The sequence below is a fragment of the Treponema putidum genome (assembly GCF_024401155.1).
Classification (GTDB): domain Bacteria; phylum Spirochaetota; class Spirochaetia; order Treponematales; family Treponemataceae; genus Treponema_B; species Treponema_B putidum.
Genome location: NZ_CP038804.1, coordinates 1429215 through 1450662 on the forward strand (window position 1 = coordinate 1429215; position 21448 = coordinate 1450662).

Below are 21448 nucleotides of genomic sequence, written 5' to 3' on the forward strand. Positions count from 1 at the left end.
TATGAATATGGAAATAATATTAATTGCAATTATTGTATCCGCTTCATGCGCCCTCTGCGGAGTATTTTTAGTGTTAAGAAAAATGTCGCTTATGAGCGATGCAATAAGTCATTCAATTTTAATAGGAATAGTATTAGGCTTTTTTATAAGCAAAAGTTTATCGTCAAGCATTCCTTTAATAGGAGCCGTTATCGCGGGAATGGTCTCGGTTGTATTTACCGAAGCCTTACAAAAAACAAAACTTATAAAAAGCGATGCCGCCATAGGCCTTGTTTTTCCGTTTTTATTCGGTTTGGGAGTTATCTTGGTTTCAGTTTATGCGGGAAATATTCACTTGGATACTGATTCGGTTTTATTGGGAGAATTGGCCTTTGCGCCATTTGATAGAATAAATCTTTTTAAAATTTCACTTCCGAAAAGTTTAGTTCAAATGGGCTGTATTCTCATATTCGATTTATTTTTTATCATACTATTTTTTAAAGAATTAAAACTGACAACCTTTGATCCCAATTTAGCAAAATCATTGGGCTTTAGGCCTGCAATAATGCATTATAGCTTAATGTTTGCAGTCAGTCTTACCTGTGTAGGAGCATTTGATTCTGTAGGGGCAGTTTTGGTTACAGCCCTTATGATTGCACCTGCCGCTGCAGCCTTACTATTGACAAATAGTCTTTTTTATATGATAATAATTTCAATCTTAATTGCTTCAGCAGCATCGATAAGCGGTTTCTACCTTGCGATAAAAATAGACGGGAGCATATCAGGCTCAATGGCATCTATGACAGGCTTGTTTTTTTTGCTTGTTTACTTATTTTCTCCTAAAGATGGATTGGTAAGACGCAGACTTGAGCAAAAAAAATTAAAAATAGATTTCGCCGTTAAAATGCTTATTGTTCATCTTTTACATCATCAAGGTGAAGAAAATATGGCCATAGAGTGCAGAGAAGAACATTTATGTGAACATATCAACTGGACACAAAAAAAAGCTCACAATACAGTACGGTTAGCAGAAAGATTAGGTTACATAAAAAAAGAAAACGGTTTGCTTATTTTGTCTGGATTAGGGGAGAAAGAAGCTGAAAAGTCAATAACTAATATCTAATTGGAATGAAGATTAAGGAGGAATGGTGCAAGTCTCGCAAATTGCAACTGAAAATTATTTAAAATCCATTGTCAAATTTTTATCGGAAACCGATAAGGATTTAATCACTACCGGTGAACTTGCAAAACTACTGCATGTTACTCCTGGTACGGCTACATCTATGGCAAAAAAACTTGAAAAAGAAGGATACATAGAATATCAAAACCGAATAGGATGCAATCTAACCGAAAAAGGAAAAAAATACGGACTTAATATTTTAAGGCGGCATAGGCTAATTGAAACTTTTTTATTTCGAATACTAAAAATGAATTGGCAAGATATTCATAATGAAGCAGAAAATTTAGAACATGCCGCTTCGGATGTTTTAATAGACAAAATAGATGAATATTTAGAAAATCCTAAAAGAGACCCGCATGGATCAATAATTCCGGCAAAAAATCAGAGAGAGTATACATTTGCTGATTTAGCTATTGATAAAGCAAAATGCAAGATCAAATATTCCGTAGCAAGACTTACCGGCTCTGAAGCTCAGTTTGAATATTATAAAACAATAAATTTAAAATTAAATTCGAAAATCATACTGGAAAGCAAGAATGAAGAAAGCGGCTTAGCTGAAATTATTATAGATGGAAAAAGAATCTCATGTTCAACAATGATTTTAAAAAATATTTTCATCGAGGTGCCCCTGACGAAGCATTCTAATTAGTATTTATTTTAGTATTTTTTCTGCTGCTTTTTTTGCATTATAAAATTCTTCTTTATCAAATTTATATTTTTCAATAGGCTTACACGATTCGTCAATAATGCCCATTTTCATTTTTGTTTTTAAAATATTAAAAACAGCTGAATTGATACGTTTTTCAAAATCTTCATCCTGTTTTATTTTTTCTGAAACGGCTTGGACTAAATCTTTAAATTTAGGTTCGGAACACATTACCATATCACAACCCGCTTGTAAAGCTGAAATTACGTTATCTGAAGTTGAGCGTCCTTTTTCTTTAAGAGCTTTCATTGCCATATCGTCAGTAATAATTAAACCCTTAAATTTTAATTCATCACGTAAAAGTTTTTTTATTCCTTTTTTTGAAAAACAAAATGGAACTTGTTCTATAAAAGAAACTTCAGCATGAGAAATCAAAACAACTCCATCAGTATCATAAAGAATTTTTCTAAAAGGATTTATAAATTCTTTATAAAAAATATCTTCTGAAACATCAATAATACTTTTTGAAAGATGAGGATCGGTACCTGTACCCGGAAAATGTTTTACAGCAGACATTACGCCGCTTGTTTCCATTCCCGATATAAATATTTTGGCATATTTTACAAGAATATCTTCATTTATTGAAAATATACGGTCATTAAAAAAAGTTTTATTTTGTGATTGTATTTTTTCAACAATGGGAGCAAGATTTAAGTGTATTCCTAATAAAGATATTTGTTTTGCAGTATATTTATAAAGTAATAAAGCATCTTCTTCATTTAACGTATCCGCGACTTCTTTTGGTGAAGGAAGCGGTGAAGCTATTTTTTTTATTCGGTAAACACTGCCTCCCTCAAAGTCAGATGCAAAAAAAGGAGGGATAAACGTTTCCGATTTAGATAAACTTCGCATGGACTGCTTTACCGATTTTATATAAGAAGCACAAGCTTGAGGGGTATCTGAAAAATTATATCCGAATAAAATAAAGGCACCTGGAGTATATGAGCCGAAGTAAGAATTTAAATAAGATGGGAATACTTTTTTTCCTTCAATGCTCATCATTAAAACTTGAGCTGATTTTTCTTCAACACTCATTTTAGAAATGTAATAGTTAATATTTTCATCGTTAGCAAAAAGAGCTGTACAAACAAAAGAACAATATAAAAAAACGGTAAGAAAACGTTTCATAAATGATTCCAAGATTAAATAAGTTTTTGACTTTTTGCAACCTTAAAAAGTCTGGAGTTCCATAAATTATTTTGCATATACTTGTCTCGTATATCATTTTCACCTATAGCAAGTACATTCTTCTGCATTGACTTAAAAGCCTTGCTTAAATAAGCAACACTTTGTGAGGAACTTTCTCCGTAAAGGCGGACGGATAAATCATAGCATAGATACATGTATAAAGATGAATAAGGATCATTTTGGTGTAAGGACTCAACAGCTATACTTTCCAAATCTGATAAAAAACCTTTGCAAACTTCTACATCATACATTTGTGAAAAATTAATCTTACAATTATAATAAGTATAAAAGGCATCAAATATTTTTTTACCGATAGACATATTATATATATTGGACCAAATCAAATCTTCAACCATACTAAAACCTGATTTTAAATTTGTAAATTCCATAAGTTTTGAATCATTATGTTCACTATAAACGGAAGATACGTCAAAACCCATTTTTTTAAAATCATTGTTTGAGACAGGGTAAAATAAAAAAGATTCCAATAAAAATAACAAAGCATCATCCGTGTAGTCTACATATTTCAATAAGATATCTTGAGCATTTTTTATTTGTCCCATATAAATTAAGGAACGCCCATACCAAGATTTACATAAGGGTTCTAATTTTTCAAAATATAAAGCAGCAAATTCAGAAGCAGATTTAAAACTTTCAGCGGCTTTACTGAATTCTCCTATCTGTAAATACACACGCCCTGTCATAAACAAATAAGGAATTTTCCATTTTTGTTCAAAATAATTATCAACAGCAGAGGATAAACGATCCAAAAAAATTATAGATTGCTTTAAATTATTTTGTAAAAAATAAACTACACTTAGATTGAATAAGGCGTTACAAATAAATGAAGTATCATGAGAATGTTCTGCATTATCAAGAGAATAAGAAAAATAAGTGATCGCATCGGATATTTTATTCTCGGAGAGATAAAAAAATGCAAGTAAAGAAAATGCTCGAAACTCTCCGGATTCCAATTTATTATCTTGAAAAAAACTAATCGCTGTTTTTATATATGCATAAGATTTTGAAGTATTATAATCGATATTTGAAATAATCGAATTTTGATAATATTTTAATGCATCATAAAAAACTTCGTTTTTATATTTTTTTAAATCCAAACCTTCAATAACATCATCAGAACAAGTGTGTAATAACGAAGTAATTAAAAAATCCGGTTTACATTTAAAATTTAAATAATCAAAAATTTTTTCAGTTTCCGGATTTGCATCTATAACACCGTTTTTGTATTTTTTCCATAAAAATTCAGCTATATATTTATCAATTTTATTTTTATTAACAGCAATACGTCTCTCAATTATCTCAAGTAAGCCGTAAGGGACGGAATAAAGATTATTTTCCATTAAAATAATACCTTCAGAATACATCCATGAATAAATATCATTGAAAAACGCCATACTTTTATTAAGCGAAAGCAAAAACTCATTTATCTCATCATAAAAAAAGTATTTACCTGAAGATAAAATAATATATACAAGCTCTAATAAGTCATCAGGAATACCGTATATGGACGGCAAAGAAAAATCAAAAGATTGAATGGTTATATTTTTATTAACAGCATATATTTTTTCTGCTTCTTCCAAATTTTTTTTATCATTTATATTATCTATTAAAACTTTTATAGGTTTGCCATTATTTTTTATTTTAATATAGTTTTTTAAATAAATTGCAGTATTGGTTAAAAAGGCATCTATAAAATATTGAGGCATCTCTTTTAAAAATCTATATTTTTTTAAATAAACATAAACATTCTTTGTAGATAAAAAAGAATTTATATCCCCATATTCCATTATTTTTAAACAATCATCATCTAGGGGATTAGCCAGAATAAAGTTATATAATGCCCAAAAATAAGTATCATTTCGATGAAGCACAATTGAAGATTCTATTGTAATATCATTATGCTTACTGCTTATAGTTTCAAAAAAGTTAAAACCGGAGCATTCAAACATTGAATAATCAATAAGATTAAAATCAAGGTACTTTGAAAGTTTAATTGAAGCGTTTTCTGTTGCAAATAGTCCGTATTCCGGAATCAATTTTTGTTTGTATGATAATACACAATCCAACAAATAATCATTTGATTTTTCTTCTTCAGTATAATCAATAATACATCTAACTTCTGAAATTTTATTTTTATGTGAGATTAATATTTTATTCAAATTGTATAAAAAACGGGCAATAGAAAAAGCATAAGCAACCGATTCTCTTTTAAATAAAAAATAAAAACCGCCTTGAATCTGTAAAAATTCCGAGCCATTTGATACAGCTTCCTCTTTTATTAAATCAACAAACGAAAGGAAAGCTTTTAAATCAATTTTACGTAACTGTCTTTCATACACTACTTCTAAAAAAATACTGAACATAATTTATTCCCGATTAATAATACTAGCATTTGTATAATCATTATTTTTACCGAATTTATAGGTGATTATATCATCAATATATTTTTCTTCTGCTTTCATATTTTCTTTTTTCCAAATTTCATGCTTTTTTTCTTTTAGTTTTGAAATAACTTTTCTTTTTGATGCAGCTTCAATATATATTTTTCTTTTTTCATCAATAATCTGTTCTGCAATAATTAGCTGCTCCAATAATTTATCCTTTTTTTTATCTAAAAAAATTATATAATTTTGTGCATTATGAAGATCAGGTATACTTATTTCATCAGACTGAGGATTAAATTTCAAACTTGTTTTAGCTTTTAGTTTTGCAATTTGTCTTAATTCAAGGTCTATGTAATCCTTATGAGCAATAGCATGAGCCAATTCAATTTCTGCTTGATGCTCACAGAATGAGCGCAGAGCTAAAAGTTTTTCAAGTCTAAACTCAAATCTTTTCATAACTTATCCCTCAGAATTTGCTTTATACAGTAAAGGGCTTTCGGAACTTTGAGCGTATTTTTTTATTGCGCCCAGACCTAAACCGGCTTCATCAAATTCTTCCGGAGGAATATCGATACCCGTAATATCGGAAAGTTTTTGTAAGGTATCTTTTAATTTTGCAGGATCATCCACCTCTTGAGTTAAAAAATCATAAATACGCGGGTAATGTTCGATAGCATCATCGATTGCTGCACTGCTTCCTTTTTGATAAGCACCAAGATTTATCATATCTTCGGATTCGGTATAGTCTTTTAATAAGGTACGCATACGTTTTGAGGCTGTTTTTGTATTTTGCCCGGATACTCTGTTTGACAATCTGGAAATACTTTTTAAAACATTAACGGCAGGATATTGACCGCGCTCTGCAAGGTTTCTGTCCAAAACAATATGACCGTCTAAAATACCTCGGACTGCATCCGAAATAGGCTCATTCATATCGTCTCCTTCTACCAATACAGTATAAAACCCTGTGATGGAACCTTTTTCGGAAGTACCGCTTCTTTCCAGAAGTTTTGGTAGAGAACTGAAAACACTGGGTGTATAACCGCGAGTTGCAGGAGGCTCTCCTATGGCAAGGCCTATCTCTCTTTGTGCCATAGCAAAACGTGTTACAGAATCAAAAAGAAGCATAACATCTTTTCCCTGATCTCTAAAATATTCTGCAATTGCCGTAGCAGTATAAGCACCTCTTATTCTTGCAAGAGCACTTTGATCTGAGGTTGCACTTACAATAACAGAATGTTTTAAACCTTCAGGCCCCAAATCATGTTCTATAAAATCCAAAACTTCTCTTCCGCGCTCTCCTATCAGAGCAATAACATTTACATCGGCATTTGTATTTCGAGCTATCATTCCAAGCAAGGTAGACTTCCCTATTCCCGTACCGGCAAAAATACCTAGTCTCTGACCGCGGCCGACTGCCAAAAGACCGTCAATTGCACGGATACCGGTAACAATTCTTTGCCTTATAGGTTTGCGTGTCATAGCATCGGGCGGAGGAGCAACAACGGGATATCTTTTAGCTGAATACGGTTCAGGTTTTCCGTCAGCCGATTTACATAAGGCATCTACAACACGGCCCAATAAAACATTTCCGACGGGAACGGATAATATTTCACCGCTTGCTATAACATAATCTCCTACCTTTACTCCTTGAACATCGGTATAGCTCATCAATTGAACCAAAGCTCCGTTTAAACCTACAACCTCAGCCTTTATACCTTCAGGATTATCATCGGTAATAATTTGGCAAAGCTCTCCTACGGAAGCTACAGGTCCCTCACTTTCAATAAGTTTATCATGTACACGAACAACATGACCGGTAAATTTTATCGGATCGGTTTCCGAAACAGCATCGGTATACTTATCAAAAATATCTACCATATCGGCACCTTAAATATTTCCGGTTTTTATCTTTGTCTTAATGGGCGATATTTCCAAAATCTTTTGTTCAAGTTCGTTAAGTTGGCTCGAAATACGTGCATCTATTGCCCCGAAATCCGTTTCAATTATACAGCCGCCCTGATCAACAGTAGAATCTTCAACCACTGTAATATTCTTAACATTTTCTGCAGCAGATATGAAATTCTTAGTGTGCTCTGTAGTCATTTTTACATCAGCTAAATTAACTCGGATAACTACGTCTCCCCTGCCTTTAACTTTACGCAAAGCATGAACAACATTAGAAACTACAACATTTCTCTGATTTTCGGAAATAACCTTAACAACCTTTCTTGTCATCAACAGAACAAGATCAACTATTTGCTGCTCGGTTTCTGAAAGAATTTCTTGGCGTCTATCCATAGTCTTATCTATGATTGTATGTAATCTGTCGGTTAGGCGTTGAACTTCAAGATGACCTTCCTTAAAGCCTTCTTCACGGCCGCGACTAAAACCTTCTTTATAAGCATCACGATTTACCGAATCTTTATTTTTTTCGGAATCGGCTATTATATCTCGGGCTTTTTGCTCGGCTTCGGCTATAATATCTTCGGCTTCTTTTTTAGCATTTTGGGCAATAACTTGAGCTTCATCCGTCTGTCTTTTTACTTCATCAAAGGCCGCATTTTGTGCACCTTGAATAATCTTATCGGCTTCAGCTTTAGCATCCGAAAGCATTTTTTCTTTTTGCTTTTCCCATTCAACTTTAAAATTTTCAGCTTCCTTTTTTAAATCTTCGACGGTAGGCCCCTCATAAACCGGAGCTTCTTCTTGAATAATTTCTTCAGGTTCTTCTTGAAAAGTTTTATTGAGCTGTAAAAGCACTACATCGCTATTATTTTTGTTTACCTCAAAGCCTCTAAAAATAGTTTTAGCCATAAGCAATTCTCCGTTTTATTTTATACCAATTCATCCTCTTCGGATCTGGCGATAACAATTTCACCCTTATCTTCCAAGTGCCTGATAATCGAAACAATCTTTTGTTGAGCTTCTTCAACATCCTTAACACGTATCGGTCCCATGTATTCCATTTCATCGCGGAGCATGGCACCTGCACGTTTAGACATATTCCTAAATATCTTATCTTGAACTTCAGCATCAACTTGTTTAAGAGCCTTAGCCATTTCATCATTATTAACTTCACGCAAGACCTTACTGATGGATCTATCGTCAAGCATAACAATGTCTTCGAATACAAACATCTTCTTCTTGATTTCTTCTGCCAAGTCGGGATCTTCATCTTCAAGGGATTCAATAATCGATTTTTCGGAAGAACGGTCAACAAGGTTAAGAATCTCAACAATGCTGTCGACACCTCCGGCCGCCGTATAATCCTCGCTTGAAACCGTAGAAAGCTTCTTTTCCAAAACTCGTTCAACTTCACGGAGAACATCGGGGGAAGTTGTATCCATGGTTGCAACACGTCTTGCTACATCGCTTTGAATTTCATCGGGAAGATTTTGCAAAATTACCGATGCCTTTTGCGGTTCAAGATAAGCAAGAATCAAAGCTATTGTCTGCGGATGCTCTTGCTGAATAAAGTTTAATAAGTGCGCAGGATCGGTTCTTCGAATAAAATCGAAGGGCCTAACTTGCAGCGAGCTTGTAAGCCTGTTTATTATCTCAATAGCTTTTTGACTTCCGAAAGTTTTTTCCAGAACATCTCTTGCATAATCTATACCGCCGGTTGTGATAAAGTTTTGAGCTGCCATTAAATCCTGAAACTCTTGAAGAACGGCATCTTTTAATTCAGCTTCAACACTTTCAGTTCTTGCAATTTCAAAAACTATTTTTTCAACTTCATCTTCACGAAGGCGTTCCATTATTTTAGCGGAGATTTCACCTCCGAGAGATACCAAAAATATAGCGGCTTTTTGCCTTCCGGTAAGAGAATTAATATCCTTACCTTTTTTTGAACTTCCTCTTTCTTTTGCAGGTGCTACAGCCATATTATTCCTCCATGAGCCAAGTTCTAATTAAGAGAGCAACATCTTCAGGATGTTCCCTAGCCATATTGATGGCATTTTCTTGAAGCTCCTGACGTCTTCTCTCTTCAACCGTCATTGAAACATCGGCATCAGCCATTTGCTGATCATACAACATTCTTTCACGTTCCAACTGAGCTTGACGCAGAAGTTCTTCTTCGCGGAGCCTTTTTCTTCTTTCAAGTTCACGGCTTATGATTCTATACAAAATAAAGAGTAACAATATCAATGCAATACCGGCCAGTGAAAGTAAGAAGATAGTTTGTCTTTGCAGTGACTTAAAATATTCTTTATCTTCAAGTTCAAACTGTGCAGTTCTATCAACCATAACATTTAAAACACTTACGGAATCTTTTCGGCTTGCATCAAAGCCTATGGCATCCTTAATTATTTTTTCGGCCTGCCTTATTTCTTCGGCTGAAAGAGGTTTATATTCTCTTTCAATTACACCGTTTTTAATAATATATTTTCCATTAACATCCTTTTTCTTTTCCCAAACGCCGTCGATATTTACCGATACGGTTCTTCTTTCCATTTTTGGAAGAAAAACTTCCTTTATCTGGCTTGAACTTACAAGATGGTTTTCTTTTGTGATAGTCTGAGTAGAGCGTCCAACTACATTTCTTGTATCTTGATAAGAAGGAGAAGTTTGTCCCTCAGTTCCGGTAGGTCCTTGAGGATTTATTCCGCTTCCTTCCCAGATAGTAGTTGCATTTTCAGAACTTACCGTAACCGATTGAACTACTTGAGAATCATCATAAGAAGTCTCTGGATTATCCTGTTTGATAACTGTGGGACGTATTTCGGTTGTATCGGCAGAACGTTCGGACATATCCATATCAATTTTAACGTTTATATCTCTAACTCTATCTTCCCCGTAAATTTTTTGCAAATGAATCAATATATTGTTTCCATATTGTTTTTCAAGTTTTGCAATAAATTTTTGCTGCTTTTCAATTAGAGTTAACCGATCTGCATCTTTCATACCTTCAAAATCATTTAAGGTAAGGCCGGAAGAATCGCTTATAGTAATATCTTCATCTTTTAATCCGGGAACCGCAAGCCTAAGCATTTTTTGAATACCTTCTATTTTTTTTCGGTTATTTGAAATATCGCTTCCGGGAGCAGGATAAATAACTACGGTTGCAGTTGCAGGAAGTTGTTCCGATTCAAATAATGCTTTTTCGGGGATTCGGACAATAACATTGGCATCATCAATATCCTCCAAGGCTTTTAAGTGTCTTCTGACTTCCTCGGTAATTGCACGACGTACGTCAACCTCACGCTCAAAATCGGTACGAGAGTACCTTTCGACATCGAAGAATGCCCAAGGGCTTGTATTATTAGGTATCAAATCTTCACGCAACAAAATAGCTCTCATCCTTCTGGCAGTTGATTCATCCGCAACTGAAATTATTCCTTCAGAAGAGATTGTAGTTTTTACATTTTCTTCATTAATCCGCAAGATAATTCTATCCCGCAGATCAACATCGGTTATTGCCATGTCTATTACGGGTACCGATGTCGGTTTTGAAGACCATCTACTGAGAACAACAACCAGCACCAGAGCAAGCACAATTACCCCGATGATGATTCCTTTTTGAAGCTTTGTCCATTTTCCCCAAAGCGTTCCAAACTTTGTTTTTAGATTGTTAAACTTTTCGTTCATGTTTTCCCCCCATGCACTGAACGAGCTTTGCAAGACTTTAAGTTAAAAGCCTTGCAGCCGATTTTATCTTGTAGTTGTTATATCATTCCAACTTTTTACCAAACGGTCGATTATAGTTTGTGCTAATTTAAGCGATAAACTGGCTTCGGCCATTCCCATCGTTATATCATGAACATCGACCGATTCGGGATCGACAATCATTTGTTCTCCTAACTTGTCCATTTTGGTTTGTTTTGCATTCATACTATCGAATGCTTTTAAAATAGTTTGCTCAAAGCTCGCCGCTTCCTTATTAACGGCAAGCTCAATCATGTCTGTATTTGAAACCATTTTGGCTCTAAAATTATCGGTAACAACGGCATTAATTTTCGGAACATTTAAAAGTCCCGGTACCGAATTTACATTTGCAACATTTACAGCGTTTACCATTTTTTCCTCCCACTAAAATATTTTATCGTTCATTTTATCTTGCAATATCCAAGGCTCTTTGGAACATATCCTTTGCTCCGTTTACAACAGCAAGGTTTGCCTCATAAGCCCTTGAAGCCGAAATTAAATCCACCATTTCGGTAACTATGTTTACATTAGGATACTCTACATATCCTTCCTTGGGGCCGTATTTTAATGCCTTAGGGTGAGTCGGATCATAAACCCAACGGGTATCGGAAGTATCTTTTTCTATCGAAAGCACTTTAACGCCCTCACCCACGCCCCTTTCTACATTTTGAGGCGTAAAAGGAGTTTGCCAGTCGATACCGCTTTTCTTTTGGCCGACTATTACGCGGCTTCTTTTAAAAGGGCCGCCTTCTTGAGTTTCCAAGCTGGAAGCGTTTGCAATATTGTTTGATATTACATCGGTTCTAAGCCGCTCTACACCCATTCCCGTAGCCGCAATATTTATACTTGTAAACAATCCCATATTTTTTCCTCCGATTCCTTATTCTACTTTAAAACCGATTGTACCTGATTGTACTGAAAACCTGCCATCATACTTAAAAGCTGATACTGCATTTGAACTTTCAATACCTTCATAGCTTCATCTTCAGGATTTACATTATTTCCGTTTGCTTTTTCGGAACTCAAATAATCCAAAACACGTACGGGCTCAACCGTTCTATAATCTATAGGTTCATTTGATTTTATGTGTAAGGGATGAGTTGTTGCAAGCTGAAAAGCGCCTTTTGCATTTTTTTCCGAATCAAATGCCCTTTTTAGTTCCGATTCAAAATTTACCTCAGTCCTCTTAAAATTAGGAACATCCGAATTTGCAAGGTTATTTGACGTAACGGTATAGCGCAAAGAGCTCACATCCAAGGCTCTGTGCAATATATCAGTTGTTCTTAAAAAACTATTAAAACCCATAATTCACTCCTAAGAACATTTTCGGCAAATTTTAAATACCCCTTAACCATATTATAGAATATATCGGGATAAATCCTGGTCCTGTACTATATCCTTTAACCTTTCATCAACATAGGCTACATCGATTTTTACCGTTTCGCCTCCCATTTCGCTTGCATTAAACGAAATATCTTCCAAAAGCATTTCCATAATCGTATGGAGCCTTCTTGCCCCAATATTTTCGTTTTTGCTGTTTACATCGGCAGCTAAAAAGCTCATTCTATCAATAGCTTCATCCAAAAATTCAATTTTTACGCCTTCAGTTTGCAAAAGCTCTGCGTACTGTTTGGTCAAAGCATTTTTAGGTTCAAGAAGAATGCGTTTAAAATCTTCTGCATGCAAGGCTTCAAGTTCTACACGTAACGGAAAACGCCCTTGAAATTCAGGAATCAAATCGCTAGGCTTTGATACGCTGAAAGCACCGGCCGCTATAAAAAGAATGTGGCGCGTATCGACAACACCGTACTTAGTGGAAACCTTTGAGCCTTCAACTATAGGAAGAATATCGCGCTGAACCCCCTCTCTTGAAACATCGGGACCGCCGCCTCGATCGGAACGGGAAGCAACTTTATCGATTTCATCAATAAATATAATTCCCATTTGCTCAACTCTTTGTTTTGCCTCATCCGTTACCTTATCATGATCTACCATACGGTCAAGCTGTTCAGCCATTATAATTTCTCTGGCTTCTTTTATGCTTACATTTTTACGTTTTGATTTTGCGCCTCCCATAAGCATGTTGGAAATATTTGACATTGCAGATTCTATATCTTCCATATTTGAACCGCCTGCAAAAAATTCGAATGTGGGTGCTCCCATGGAGGGAGAAATAGTAACCTCAACCATCTTATCTTCAAGTTTATTTTCGCGGAGCATTACGCGGAACTTTTCCCTTGTGCCGCTCATATCGTTTTCATTTTGAACCTTATGCTCTTCCGCCGGAGCCGTAGAACTCACACTTGGAAGGATTATCGTTGTTCCGCTAGAGGCTTGAGAAACATTTTGCGGCTGAGCAGAAGTTGCAGCAGTTTTCTTTTTATTTGAACCGGGCAAAAGCAAATCCAATAAAGATTCTTCGGTATTTTTTTCTGCCTGTTCTCTTAATTTTTCCTGCATTTCACTTTTTACCATTGTGTAGCCCACAGCCATCAAATCTCTGATCATAGATTCGACATCGCGGCCTACATAACCTACTTCAGTATACTTTGTAGCCTCTACTTTTAAAAATGGAGCGCCCGACAACTTTGCAAGCCGTCTTGCAATTTCTGTCTTACCCACCCCCGTTGGGCCTATCATTAAAATATTTTTAGGGGCTATTTCATCCCTGATTTCTTCAGGCAGTTTTAGACGGCGCATTCTGTTACGAAGAGCAATAGCAACGGCCCTCTTTGCCTTGTTTTGTCCTATGATATATTTATCCAATTCTGCGACCGTTTGTTTAGGCGTCAAATCTTTTATTTCTTCGTTCATTATATTTCCTCCATAACTATTTTTCCGTTTGTGTAAATACATATTTTTCCTGCAATCTGTAAACTCTTCTCTGCAATTTCACGGGCGGAAAGGTTTGTGTTTTGCATCAAAGCCAAAGCCGAAGCATAGGCATAGTTTCCTCCGGAGCCTATAGCAAGTACATCTTCTTCAGGTTCGATAACATCTCCGTTTCCTGAAATTAAAAGAGTAGTTTTTGCATCGGCCACAAGTAAGAGGGCTTCTAAATTTTTTAACATCTTATCGGTACGCCAATCTTTTGCAAGCTCTACAGCAGCTCTGGTCAGATCTCCTGAAAATTCTTTTACCCTGATTTCAAACTTTTCCAAAAGAGTAAAGGCATCAGCCGTTGCACCGGCAAAACCTGTGATAATTTTTCCGTCATAAATTTTTCTTACCTTTCGAGCATTTCCTTTCATAACGGTTTCGCCCATGGTTACCTGTCCGTCTCCGGCCATAACAATTTTTCCGTCTTTTCTTACGGCAATCACCGTAGTACTTCTCATTTTTTGACTCATCTAAAACTCCTATGAATGAGGATGAGCAGCCTTATATAGATTTTGAAGCTGCGCAGCCGTAATATGCGTATATCTTTGAGTGGTTGAAACACTTTCATGACCAAGCAATTCCTGTACAACCCTTATATCTGCACCACGTGTAATCAATGTCGATGCAAAACTATGCCGAAAAGCATGGGGTGAAAGATGTTTTAATTCGGGAGATACTTCAACATACCTGTTTATTATATAACGAATTCCTTTGCTTGTTAAGGGTTGAGCTTTTTGATTTATAAAAAGAGCATCCCTTATTTTTCCCGTATTGTCTTTTTGAACTTTTCCTTTATGCTTTTCAACTAAGACTGTTCTTTCTTTTAAATACTCTCTTAAATACTCTTTTGCAAATTCTGCGAAAAATACCTTTCTTTCTTTTTTTCCTTTACCGAAAACAATGGCAGAGGAAAGAGATTTATCCAAATCTTTTATATTGAGTCCGGCTAATTCCGAAACGCGGCAGCCGGTAGAATAAAGAGAAGCAAATAAAGCAGCATCCCGCGCTTCCCATAAAATACCTGCATTTGAAGGCAGCTTACAAAATTCTTGAGCTTGTTTTGGAAACATAAACACCGGAAGTTTTTGAGCAAGTTTTAAATTTCTTACAGAAGATATGGGATTTATCTTTGTCAAGTTAAATCTTAAAGCATACTTATAAAAACCTCTTAGCGTAGACATCATTCTGTTAATAGAAGCCGGAGCAAATTTTTTATCGGCAAGTTCAGCAATAAAAATTCTAATGTCTGAAGCCTTTAAGTCAAAAACATTTAGTTCAAGTTCTTTCAGCCATTCTTCAAAAATAATCAAATCATTTTTATAAGAATCTATTGTTGCCTTTGTAAATTGCCGCACTCCCGCACTATAGGAAAGATAGTTTTCAAATACTTCATTCATCACTTCTATCTACCTCCACATCTTCTACACCTTCTACTACGCTGTGCAAATAATCGCAATTAGGATTAATACAAGCCTTATAGTTTCCGTTTTTCTTATCATACTTTTCTACCATAAACCATCTGCATTTTGGACAAGAGGCATTTATTGGTTTAAAGTGCGAAATAAAATCACATTTAGGAAAATTTGTGCATCCGTAAAATTCTTTTCCTCTCTTCTTGGATTTACGGGCAATGATATCTCCGCCGCATCCTTCACGCGGACATTTTGCCAAAGGAATGGATTTCGTGTTTTTACATTCAGGGAAAGCACTGCAAGCTAAAAACATTCCGAAGCGGCCTAGTTTTTTAACCATCTTATTTCCGCATTTTTCACAAACTATGTCCGTGACTTCATCCAATGAACCTTTAATACTTTCTATATTTTCCAAAGCGGTATCTACTTTTTCTTTAAATGGGCCGTAAAAACTTTTCATCAACTTAGGCCATTCTATTTTATTTTCGGCAACTTCGTCCAACTTATTTTCCATTCCGGCAGTAAAGTTCACATCTATTATTTCGGAAAAATTTTTGACTAAAAGATTGTTGATAATTCTACCTAATTGAGTCGGAACGAGTTGTTTATTTGATCGTGTTACATAATAGCGCTCAAGCAAAACGGAAATAATAGGAGCATATGTAGAAGGCCGGCCTATTCCTTTCTCTTCAAGCATCTTTACGATACTTGCATCAGTGTAGCGTGCAGGCCCCTGAGTAAAATGCTGTTCCGGTCTTAAATTTTCAACACTAATTGCATCTCCCTTTTTCATAGAAGGCAAAGATAATCCTTTTTCATCTTTTGAAATTAATGTTTTTGTAACGGTGTAAAAACCTTTTTCGGTTATTTTTGTAGAGGTTGCACGAAAAATTGCATTTCCTACTTTTATTTCATAACTTGCCGTCTCTGTCTTTGCATTTTTCATTTGGCTTGAAACAAATCTCTCCCAAATTAAAGAATAAAGTCTTAACTGATCACGGCTTAAAAATTCTTTTAAATAAGCAGGCGTATATTCAACATAAGTGGGACGTATTGCCTCATGAGCATCTTGAGCTTTTTTTCCTGCAGCATACACATTTTGTTTTTCAGGTAATTCCTTAGGATGATTTTCATTTATCCACTTACGTACAGCATCTATTGCCGTATCGGAAATCCTTATCGAATCGGTACGCATATATGTAATTAAACCTACTCTATTAGAACCTACAGCAACTCCTTCATAAAGCTGCTGGGCTACTTGCATTGTTTTTTTCGATGTAAAACCTATTCGATTTGCCGCAACCTGCTGCAATGTAGAAGTCGTAAACGGAGGGCGAGGCTTTATACTTTTCTCCGTTGTTTTAATATCCGAAACCGACGCCGGCAAAGAGCTTAATTCTTTTATAATAGCATCAACCTCTTTTTGATTTTTTAATTCAGGTTTATTGTCTTTGTATTTTACAAGCTGAGCCTCAAAAGAAGTTTTATTGTATTTAAAATCACCGTCAAGAGTCCAGTATTCATCAGGAATAAAATTTTCAACTTCTTCTTCCCGCTCACATATTAAACGTAATGCAACGGATTGAACGCGGCCTGCCGACAATCCGTTTTTTACTTTTTGCCAAAGAAGAGGAGATAGGTTATAACCTACCAGTCTATCCAAAACTCTTCTGGATTTTTGAGCATTAACCTTTCCCATATCTATATCCATGGGATTTTTTACGGCTTCTTGAATTGCATTAGGAGTTATTTCGTTAAAAACTATTCTTTTTATCGGAGAAGAACATTCCGGAACCAAAGCTTCTTGTAAATGAAAAGCTATAGCTTCACCTTCACGGTCATTATCACTTGCAAGAAAAATACTCGAAGATTTTTTTGCTTCCTTTTTTAGTTCTTTTAAAATTTTAGCACGGCCTCTAACCGTTATATATTCGGGAGTAAAATTATGTTCTATATCAATTGCCAATCTGGATTTAGGTAAATCTATCAAATGTCCCATTGAAGCTCTTACGATATAATCGCTTCCTAAATATTTTTCAATCGTCTTAGCCTTTGCAGGAGACTCGACTATAACCAAGCAATGCTGTTTAGTTTTTTTTGCAGTACGTTTAGTTTTTTTTGTTTCATTCATAGTGTTTTCCATAAATCAATACCTCATAATCTATAAATTAGTAAACAGCATATTTTGCTGATTGTTTTTTAAATGATTTTCCGTAGGATATTTCCAGTCATGTAAAATATCATCTATGGATTTTATAGCAAACGCCCCTTGTTCGTAAAGAGCTTTACCGCCTTCATTTTGTAATGAATTAAGGAGAAGATTGCATACGTAAACATCCCTGCCTTGCTCCAATGCAAAGTCGGCAGTAATAAGAGCCCCCGATTTTTTCGGAGCTTCTACAATTATAACCGAACGTGAAAGTCCCGAAATAATTCTATTTCTTTCGGGAAAGCGGTAGGACAAGGGTTCCGTTCCCGAAGCATATTCACTTAAAATGCAGCCGCCAGATTCCAAAATATTTACAGCAAGTTTTTTATTTGAACGGGGATAAATCATTTCCGGCCCGCAGGCCAATACGGCCAAGGTCTTACCCTTTCCTTCAAGGCAGCCTCTATGAGAAAAAGCATCTATACCGAAGGCCAATCCTGAAACCACCGGAATATTTTTTTCGGCACATTCTTTTCCTAAATTCAATGCTTGCTCAATTCCGTCCCCAGTCGGACGCCTTGTTCCTACCATTGCAAGCATAGGTTGTTCAAGAGACGGAAAATCCCCGCGATAAAACACGGTAAATGGATGATCGGGAATTTCCCGAAGCTGAGGAGGAAATACCGAGTCATAAAAATAAAGCATCCTTATATCGTATAAGTTCATAAGTTTTATACTTGAATCCGTAAGAGATTTAAGTAAATCTTTATCCCATTTTTTAGGTCTTACCGGCCTTTCTATAATTTCAGAAATATCCTTTATAGAAAGAGAAAGAAAGGAAGATAAGGAATCAAGTTTTTCAGACAAGATAAGCTTTTCTTTTCCTTTGAGAAAATAACAATGAGATAATCCTATATACAGCCTTTCTTTTTCGGATATATTCATTTTTATCTTCCTCCAGAACTCCTAATCTCCCTAATATTGCTTTCGGCCTTTGCTTTTTTTTCTGCACTGCTTGAAATTTCTATTATGCGTTCATAAACGGCAATAGCTTTTTCATTTTCACCTGTCATATAATAAGCAGTCCCAAGTAAAAATAAATGATCTATAGGCTTCTTTTCCCACTCTGCAATTTTTTCCAAAACGGGAATCGCATCCGCAGGTCTATTTAATTCAAATATATACAATACCGACAACGCATAAGCAGCCTTGGAATGTTTAGGATCTATTTCAAGCGCACGAGTGTGAGCAGAAACTGCAAGAGCAAAATATCTTTTTTTCTCAATATCGGTTCCGGTTAATTCAAAATCTAAAGAATTTTTTGCCGTTAAACTCGCAGCAAGTCCGGTTTGATAAAATAAATTTTGATTCTCCGGATAATATTCCAATGCAGATTGAAAGGCCTGTAATGCTTTCTTATACATTTTTTGATCCATATATCTTGACCCGAGTATTTTATACCAAATACCTATGCGTCCTTCTGCAATAATTATATCATCAACTCTTTTTTCATATTTTCTTATAGCATCCTTTAATTCAGCTTCTGTATTAGGGTTGCTTACACCCTCTTCCAACTCTTGAAGACGGCGAAGACTTGTAACCTTATTACAGCTTCCCAATATAAAAGCCAACAACAAAATAATTATGACAGCGCAAAAATATTTTTTCATTTTATACCTCTTTCTAATTCTTTAGTATCAAAGAATTTATTATGATACATCTGCAAAGACTTATCCTCAATGTGCGTATAAATTTGAGTCGTAGAAATATCTGAATGCCCCAAAAGACATTGTACGGATCTTAAATCCGCTCCTCCGGCAAGTAAATGCGTAGCATAAGAATGCCTTAAAGTATGAACCTTTGTTTCAATACCGGAAAAATTTGAAAGTTCATTTATTCTTTTCCAAATTCCTTTTCTGGTTAAAACAGAACCGTGATTATTTAAAAACACGGAACCTGAATTAAAAGTGTTTTCAGAATGCTTAGGTTTTAATAGCTCGGTACGGGCTTCAAGTATATATTTTTTAAGCCAGTACTTTGCAGCACTTCCAAAAGGAACTATCCTTTCTTTATTTCCTTTTCCGGTAACCTTAATTAAGTCTTCATCATAAAAAATATCTTCCAGCTTTAAATTAACAATTTCGCTGACTCTAAGTCCTGCCGAATAAATCAACTCAAACAATGCCCTATCTCTGATGTTATTGGGAGAATTCAAAGGAATTGCAGCAAAAAGACTGTCTACTTCATCCGGAGATAAAACTCTGGGTAAAGTTTTTTCTCTTTTAGGTCTTTCGATACTCTCACTCGGATTATCTTTTCTAACTCCTTCGATAATCAAAAATCTAAAAAAGGAATTAAGAGCTGCAATATCCTTAGCAATGGTTTTAGCCATAATCCCGGATTCGGATCTATACAAAATAAAATCAATACAGTCGGCTTCAGTTGCATTTTCAATTAGAGCGACGGACATATGCTCTTGGAATAATTGTAAAGTGTTAATATACGTTTGAGCTGTTGCCTTGGAATGAGATTCCGCTGAAATTAAAAATCCGTAAAAAGCCCTTAGCTGTATTTTTGTCAGTTTATTTTCCTCCTTTAATAAATCATCTTAATGCACTTTGATTTCTGTAATATGCAGGAGTATCCAAATCACTTTCTACGGGAGGAACAATTGAACTAAATGAAGGTTTTTTTTCTGAAGCATAAACACCTTCATATTGCTTTTCTAAAGGAGCTTCGGTTCTATTTCTTAATCCTAAACCGGAAAGACTTGGCGCCTTAGTTTTATTTAATATATTCCATTCGGTAGATGTCATAAAAGAATTATCGTTTAATGACGAGGCTTCTTCTTTTTCACGGGAAGATTTTACATTAACATTCAATTCATCCATCAAAAATGTATCATTAGGCCTAAAGCCGGTTGCGATCAATGTAACAACAACTTTATTGCCTACTGACGGATCAATAGTTGCCCCAAAAAATATAGCTGCATCGGGATCGGCACTTGCCGTTATAATTTCCATTATCTCCTGTATTTCATGCATGCTCAGCTTCTCATCACCACAAATATTTACCAAAATATTTTGAGCACCTTCAACTCTAGCTTCTTCCAAAAGGGGATTGTTTATTGCATTTGTTGCAGCATCCACGGCTCTATTTTGTCCTTCACCTACGCCTACGCCCATATGAGCATTCCCTTGAGCCTTCATTACTGATTTAACGTCAGCTAAATCAACATTAACTTCTCCATGTTGATAAATCAAATCGGAAATACCTTGAACGGCTTGACGTAATACATCATCAGCTTTTTTAAATGCCTCTACAACGGGAGTGGAAGGTTCTACCATTTTTAAAAGGTGTTGATTGGGAATAGTAATTACAGTATCAACCGATTCCTTTAATTTTTTTATTCCTTCTTCAGCAAGACTCATTCTTTTTCGGCCCTCAAATGCAAAAGGCTTTGTAACGACGGCTACAGTTAAAATCCCCTGTTCTTTTGCAATTTCTGCAATAATCGGAGCCGAACCGGTTCCCGTGCCTCCGCCCATTCCGGCAGTAATAAAAAGCATATCGGCATCCTTTATTGCATTTGCTATAGCCTCTCGGTCTTCAATAGCAGCCTGCTCGCCTATTTCAGGATCACCTCCGGAACCCAAACCCTTGGTAATTTTTGTTCCTATGGGCAATTTTAGCGGAGCATTTGAATGACTTAAAGCTTGAAGATCAGTGTTTGCAACTATAAAGTCAACATATCTCATATTGCTTGACAACATTCTGTTAACGGCATTTGATCCGCCTCCACCGGCACCTATAACTTTAATTACAGCCGGAGACCCTGCTCCAATTTGTTCGGTATTAACCTTATCTTCTACAATTTCATATAACATACCAATAACCCTC

Annotated in this window: 20 protein-coding genes; 2 read left to right on the forward strand and 18 right to left on the reverse strand. The window is 35.5% G+C overall.

The genetic code is table 11. The features are described from left to right. Position 1 precedes the first annotated feature (1 nt). Together E4N74_RS06740 and E4N74_RS06745 are read left to right on the forward strand one after the other, a co-directional pair. Positions 2–1102, forward strand: a complete 1101-nt coding sequence (locus tag E4N74_RS06740; RefSeq protein ID WP_255817091.1) for a metal ABC transporter permease — start codon at positions 2–4, stop codon at positions 1100–1102. 22 nt (positions 1103–1124) lie between these two features. After that, the gene (locus E4N74_RS06745) at positions 1125–1808 is read left to right on the forward strand and encodes a metal-dependent transcriptional regulator (protein ID WP_044979606.1); all 684 of its coding nucleotides are present in this window, start codon (positions 1125–1127) and stop codon (positions 1806–1808) included. Positions 1809–1811: 3 nt separating this feature from the next. Here E4N74_RS06745 and E4N74_RS06750 read toward each other — a convergent pair whose 3' ends face one another. From E4N74_RS06750 to ftsZ, 18 genes are all read right to left on the reverse strand, one after another. After that, complete coding sequence (locus tag E4N74_RS06750; protein ID WP_044979607.1) at positions 1812–2993, reverse strand: glycoside hydrolase family 3 N-terminal domain-containing protein; 1182 nt, start codon at positions 2991–2993, stop codon at positions 1812–1814. 14 nt (positions 2994–3007) lie between these two features. Then, on the reverse strand, positions 3008–5437 hold the full coding sequence (locus tag E4N74_RS06755) for a tetratricopeptide repeat protein (protein WP_255817092.1): 2430 nt from the start codon (positions 5435–5437) through the stop codon (positions 3008–3010). Between the two features lie 3 nt (positions 5438–5440). Next, on the reverse strand, positions 5441–5914 hold the full coding sequence (fliJ, locus tag E4N74_RS06760) for a flagellar export protein FliJ (protein WP_145475269.1): 474 nt from the start codon (positions 5912–5914) through the stop codon (positions 5441–5443). A 3-nt stretch (positions 5915–5917) separates the two neighbouring features. Further along, complete coding sequence (gene fliI / locus E4N74_RS06765) at positions 5918–7339, reverse strand: flagellar protein export ATPase FliI (RefSeq protein ID WP_044979609.1); 1422 nt, start codon at positions 7337–7339, stop codon at positions 5918–5920. A 9-nt stretch (positions 7340–7348) separates the two neighbouring features. Continuing rightward, positions 7349–8275, reverse strand: a complete 927-nt coding sequence (gene fliH, locus E4N74_RS06770; protein ID WP_044979610.1) for a flagellar assembly protein FliH — start codon at positions 8273–8275, stop codon at positions 7349–7351. A 20-nt stretch (positions 8276–8295) separates the two neighbouring features. Further along, positions 8296–9345, reverse strand: a complete 1050-nt coding sequence (gene fliG, locus E4N74_RS06775; protein ID WP_253697550.1) for a flagellar motor switch protein FliG — start codon at positions 9343–9345, stop codon at positions 8296–8298. Position 9346: 1 nt separating this feature from the next. Then, positions 9347–11050, reverse strand: coding sequence for a flagellar basal-body MS-ring/collar protein FliF (gene fliF / locus E4N74_RS06780; protein WP_255804742.1), 1704 nt, complete (start codon positions 11048–11050; stop codon positions 9347–9349). Positions 11051–11113: 63 nt separating this feature from the next. Next, positions 11114–11479 (reverse strand): flagellar hook-basal body complex protein FliE, encoded by a 366-nt coding sequence (gene fliE / locus E4N74_RS06785; protein ID WP_255817093.1) that lies wholly within the window; start codon positions 11477–11479, stop codon positions 11114–11116. 34 nt (positions 11480–11513) lie between these two features. Further along, positions 11514–11969: a flagellar basal body rod protein FlgC gene (flgC, locus tag E4N74_RS06790; protein WP_002671661.1), complete on the reverse strand. Its 456-nt coding sequence runs from the start codon at positions 11967–11969 to the stop codon at positions 11514–11516. 23 nt (positions 11970–11992) lie between these two features. Beyond that, positions 11993–12412, reverse strand: a complete 420-nt coding sequence (gene flgB / locus E4N74_RS06795) for a flagellar basal body rod protein FlgB (protein ID WP_255804745.1) — start codon at positions 12410–12412, stop codon at positions 11993–11995. A 51-nt stretch (positions 12413–12463) separates the two neighbouring features. Further along, entirely contained in the window at positions 12464–13921 is a 1458-nt protein-coding gene (gene hslU / locus E4N74_RS06800) for an ATP-dependent protease ATPase subunit HslU (protein WP_255817094.1), read from the reverse strand. Continuing rightward, positions 13921–14457, reverse strand: a complete 537-nt coding sequence (gene hslV / locus E4N74_RS06805) for an ATP-dependent protease subunit HslV (RefSeq protein ID WP_044979617.1) — start codon at positions 14455–14457, stop codon at positions 13921–13923. Before hslV ends, hslU begins: the two co-directional genes overlap by 1 nt. Before the next feature lie 9 nt (positions 14458–14466). After that, on the reverse strand, positions 14467–15384 hold the full coding sequence (locus E4N74_RS06810) for a tyrosine recombinase XerC (protein ID WP_044979618.1): 918 nt from the start codon (positions 15382–15384) through the stop codon (positions 14467–14469). Then, positions 15377–17542, reverse strand: coding sequence for a type I DNA topoisomerase (topA, locus tag E4N74_RS06815; protein ID WP_255817095.1), 2166 nt, complete (start codon positions 17540–17542; stop codon positions 15377–15379). The genes E4N74_RS06810 and topA overlap by 8 nt, the downstream gene beginning before the upstream one ends. Positions 17543–17560: 18 nt before the next feature. Continuing rightward, a complete protein-coding gene (dprA, locus tag E4N74_RS06820; RefSeq protein WP_044979620.1) occupies positions 17561–18493 on the reverse strand; it encodes a DNA-processing protein DprA in 933 nt (310 codons plus the stop codon). A 2-nt stretch (positions 18494–18495) separates the two neighbouring features. Continuing rightward, on the reverse strand, positions 18496–19218 hold the full coding sequence (locus E4N74_RS06825) for a tetratricopeptide repeat protein (RefSeq protein WP_255804749.1): 723 nt from the start codon (positions 19216–19218) through the stop codon (positions 18496–18498). Beyond that, positions 19215–20129: a site-specific tyrosine recombinase gene (locus E4N74_RS06830; RefSeq protein ID WP_044979622.1), complete on the reverse strand. Its 915-nt coding sequence runs from the start codon at positions 20127–20129 to the stop codon at positions 19215–19217. The genes E4N74_RS06825 and E4N74_RS06830 overlap by 4 nt, the downstream gene beginning before the upstream one ends. Positions 20130–20151: 22 nt before the next feature. Next, the gene (gene ftsZ / locus E4N74_RS06835) at positions 20152–21435 is read right to left on the reverse strand and encodes a cell division protein FtsZ (protein WP_044979623.1); all 1284 of its coding nucleotides are present in this window, start codon (positions 21433–21435) and stop codon (positions 20152–20154) included. Positions 21436–21448 lie beyond the last annotated feature (13 nt).

What these genes read in the sequence shown, in the direction of transcription:
- E4N74_RS06740 (WP_255817091.1), top strand. Translation starts at nt 2, where the DNA reads ATGAATATGGAAATAATATTAATTGCAATTATTGTATCCGCTTCATGC.
- E4N74_RS06745 (WP_044979606.1), top strand. Translation starts at nt 1,125, where the DNA reads ATGGTGCAAGTCTCGCAAATTGCAACTGAAAATTATTTAAAATCCATT.
- E4N74_RS06750 (WP_044979607.1), bottom strand. Translation starts at nt 2,993, where the DNA reads ATGAAACGTTTTCTTACCGTTTTTTTATATTGTTCTTTTGTTTGTACA.
- E4N74_RS06755 (WP_255817092.1), bottom strand. Translation starts at nt 5,437, where the DNA reads ATGTTCAGTATTTTTTTAGAAGTAGTGTATGAAAGACAGTTACGTAAA.
- fliJ (WP_145475269.1), bottom strand. Translation starts at nt 5,914, where the DNA reads ATGAAAAGATTTGAGTTTAGACTTGAAAAACTTTTAGCTCTGCGCTCA.
- fliI (WP_044979609.1), bottom strand. Translation starts at nt 7,339, where the DNA reads ATGGTAGATATTTTTGATAAGTATACCGATGCTGTTTCGGAAACCGAT.
- fliH (WP_044979610.1), bottom strand. Translation starts at nt 8,275, where the DNA reads ATGGCTAAAACTATTTTTAGAGGCTTTGAGGTAAACAAAAATAATAGC.
- fliG (WP_253697550.1), bottom strand. Translation starts at nt 9,345, where the DNA reads ATGGCTGTAGCACCTGCAAAAGAAAGAGGAAGTTCAAAAAAAGGTAAG.
- fliF (WP_255804742.1), bottom strand. Translation starts at nt 11,050, where the DNA reads ATGAACGAAAAGTTTAACAATCTAAAAACAAAGTTTGGAACGCTTTGG.
- fliE (WP_255817093.1), bottom strand. Translation starts at nt 11,479, where the DNA reads ATGGTAAACGCTGTAAATGTTGCAAATGTAAATTCGGTACCGGGACTT.
- flgC (WP_002671661.1), bottom strand. Translation starts at nt 11,969, where the DNA reads ATGGGATTGTTTACAAGTATAAATATTGCGGCTACGGGAATGGGTGTA.
- flgB (WP_255804745.1), bottom strand. Translation starts at nt 12,412, where the DNA reads ATGGGTTTTAATAGTTTTTTAAGAACAACTGATATATTGCACAGAGCC.
- hslU (WP_255817094.1), bottom strand. Translation starts at nt 13,921, where the DNA reads ATGAACGAAGAAATAAAAGATTTGACGCCTAAACAAACGGTCGCAGAA.
- hslV (WP_044979617.1), bottom strand. Translation starts at nt 14,457, where the DNA reads ATGAGTCAAAAAATGAGAAGTACTACGGTGATTGCCGTAAGAAAAGAC.
- E4N74_RS06810 (WP_044979618.1), bottom strand. Translation starts at nt 15,384, where the DNA reads ATGAATGAAGTATTTGAAAACTATCTTTCCTATAGTGCGGGAGTGCGG.
- topA (WP_255817095.1), bottom strand. Translation starts at nt 17,542, where the DNA reads ATGGAAAACACTATGAATGAAACAAAAAAAACTAAACGTACTGCAAAA.
- dprA (WP_044979620.1), bottom strand. Translation starts at nt 18,493, where the DNA reads ATGAATATATCCGAAAAAGAAAGGCTGTATATAGGATTATCTCATTGT.
- E4N74_RS06825 (WP_255804749.1), bottom strand. Translation starts at nt 19,218, where the DNA reads ATGAAAAAATATTTTTGCGCTGTCATAATTATTTTGTTGTTGGCTTTT.
- ftsZ (WP_044979623.1), bottom strand. Translation starts at nt 21,435, where the DNA reads ATGTTATATGAAATTGTAGAAGATAAGGTTAATACCGAACAAATTGGA.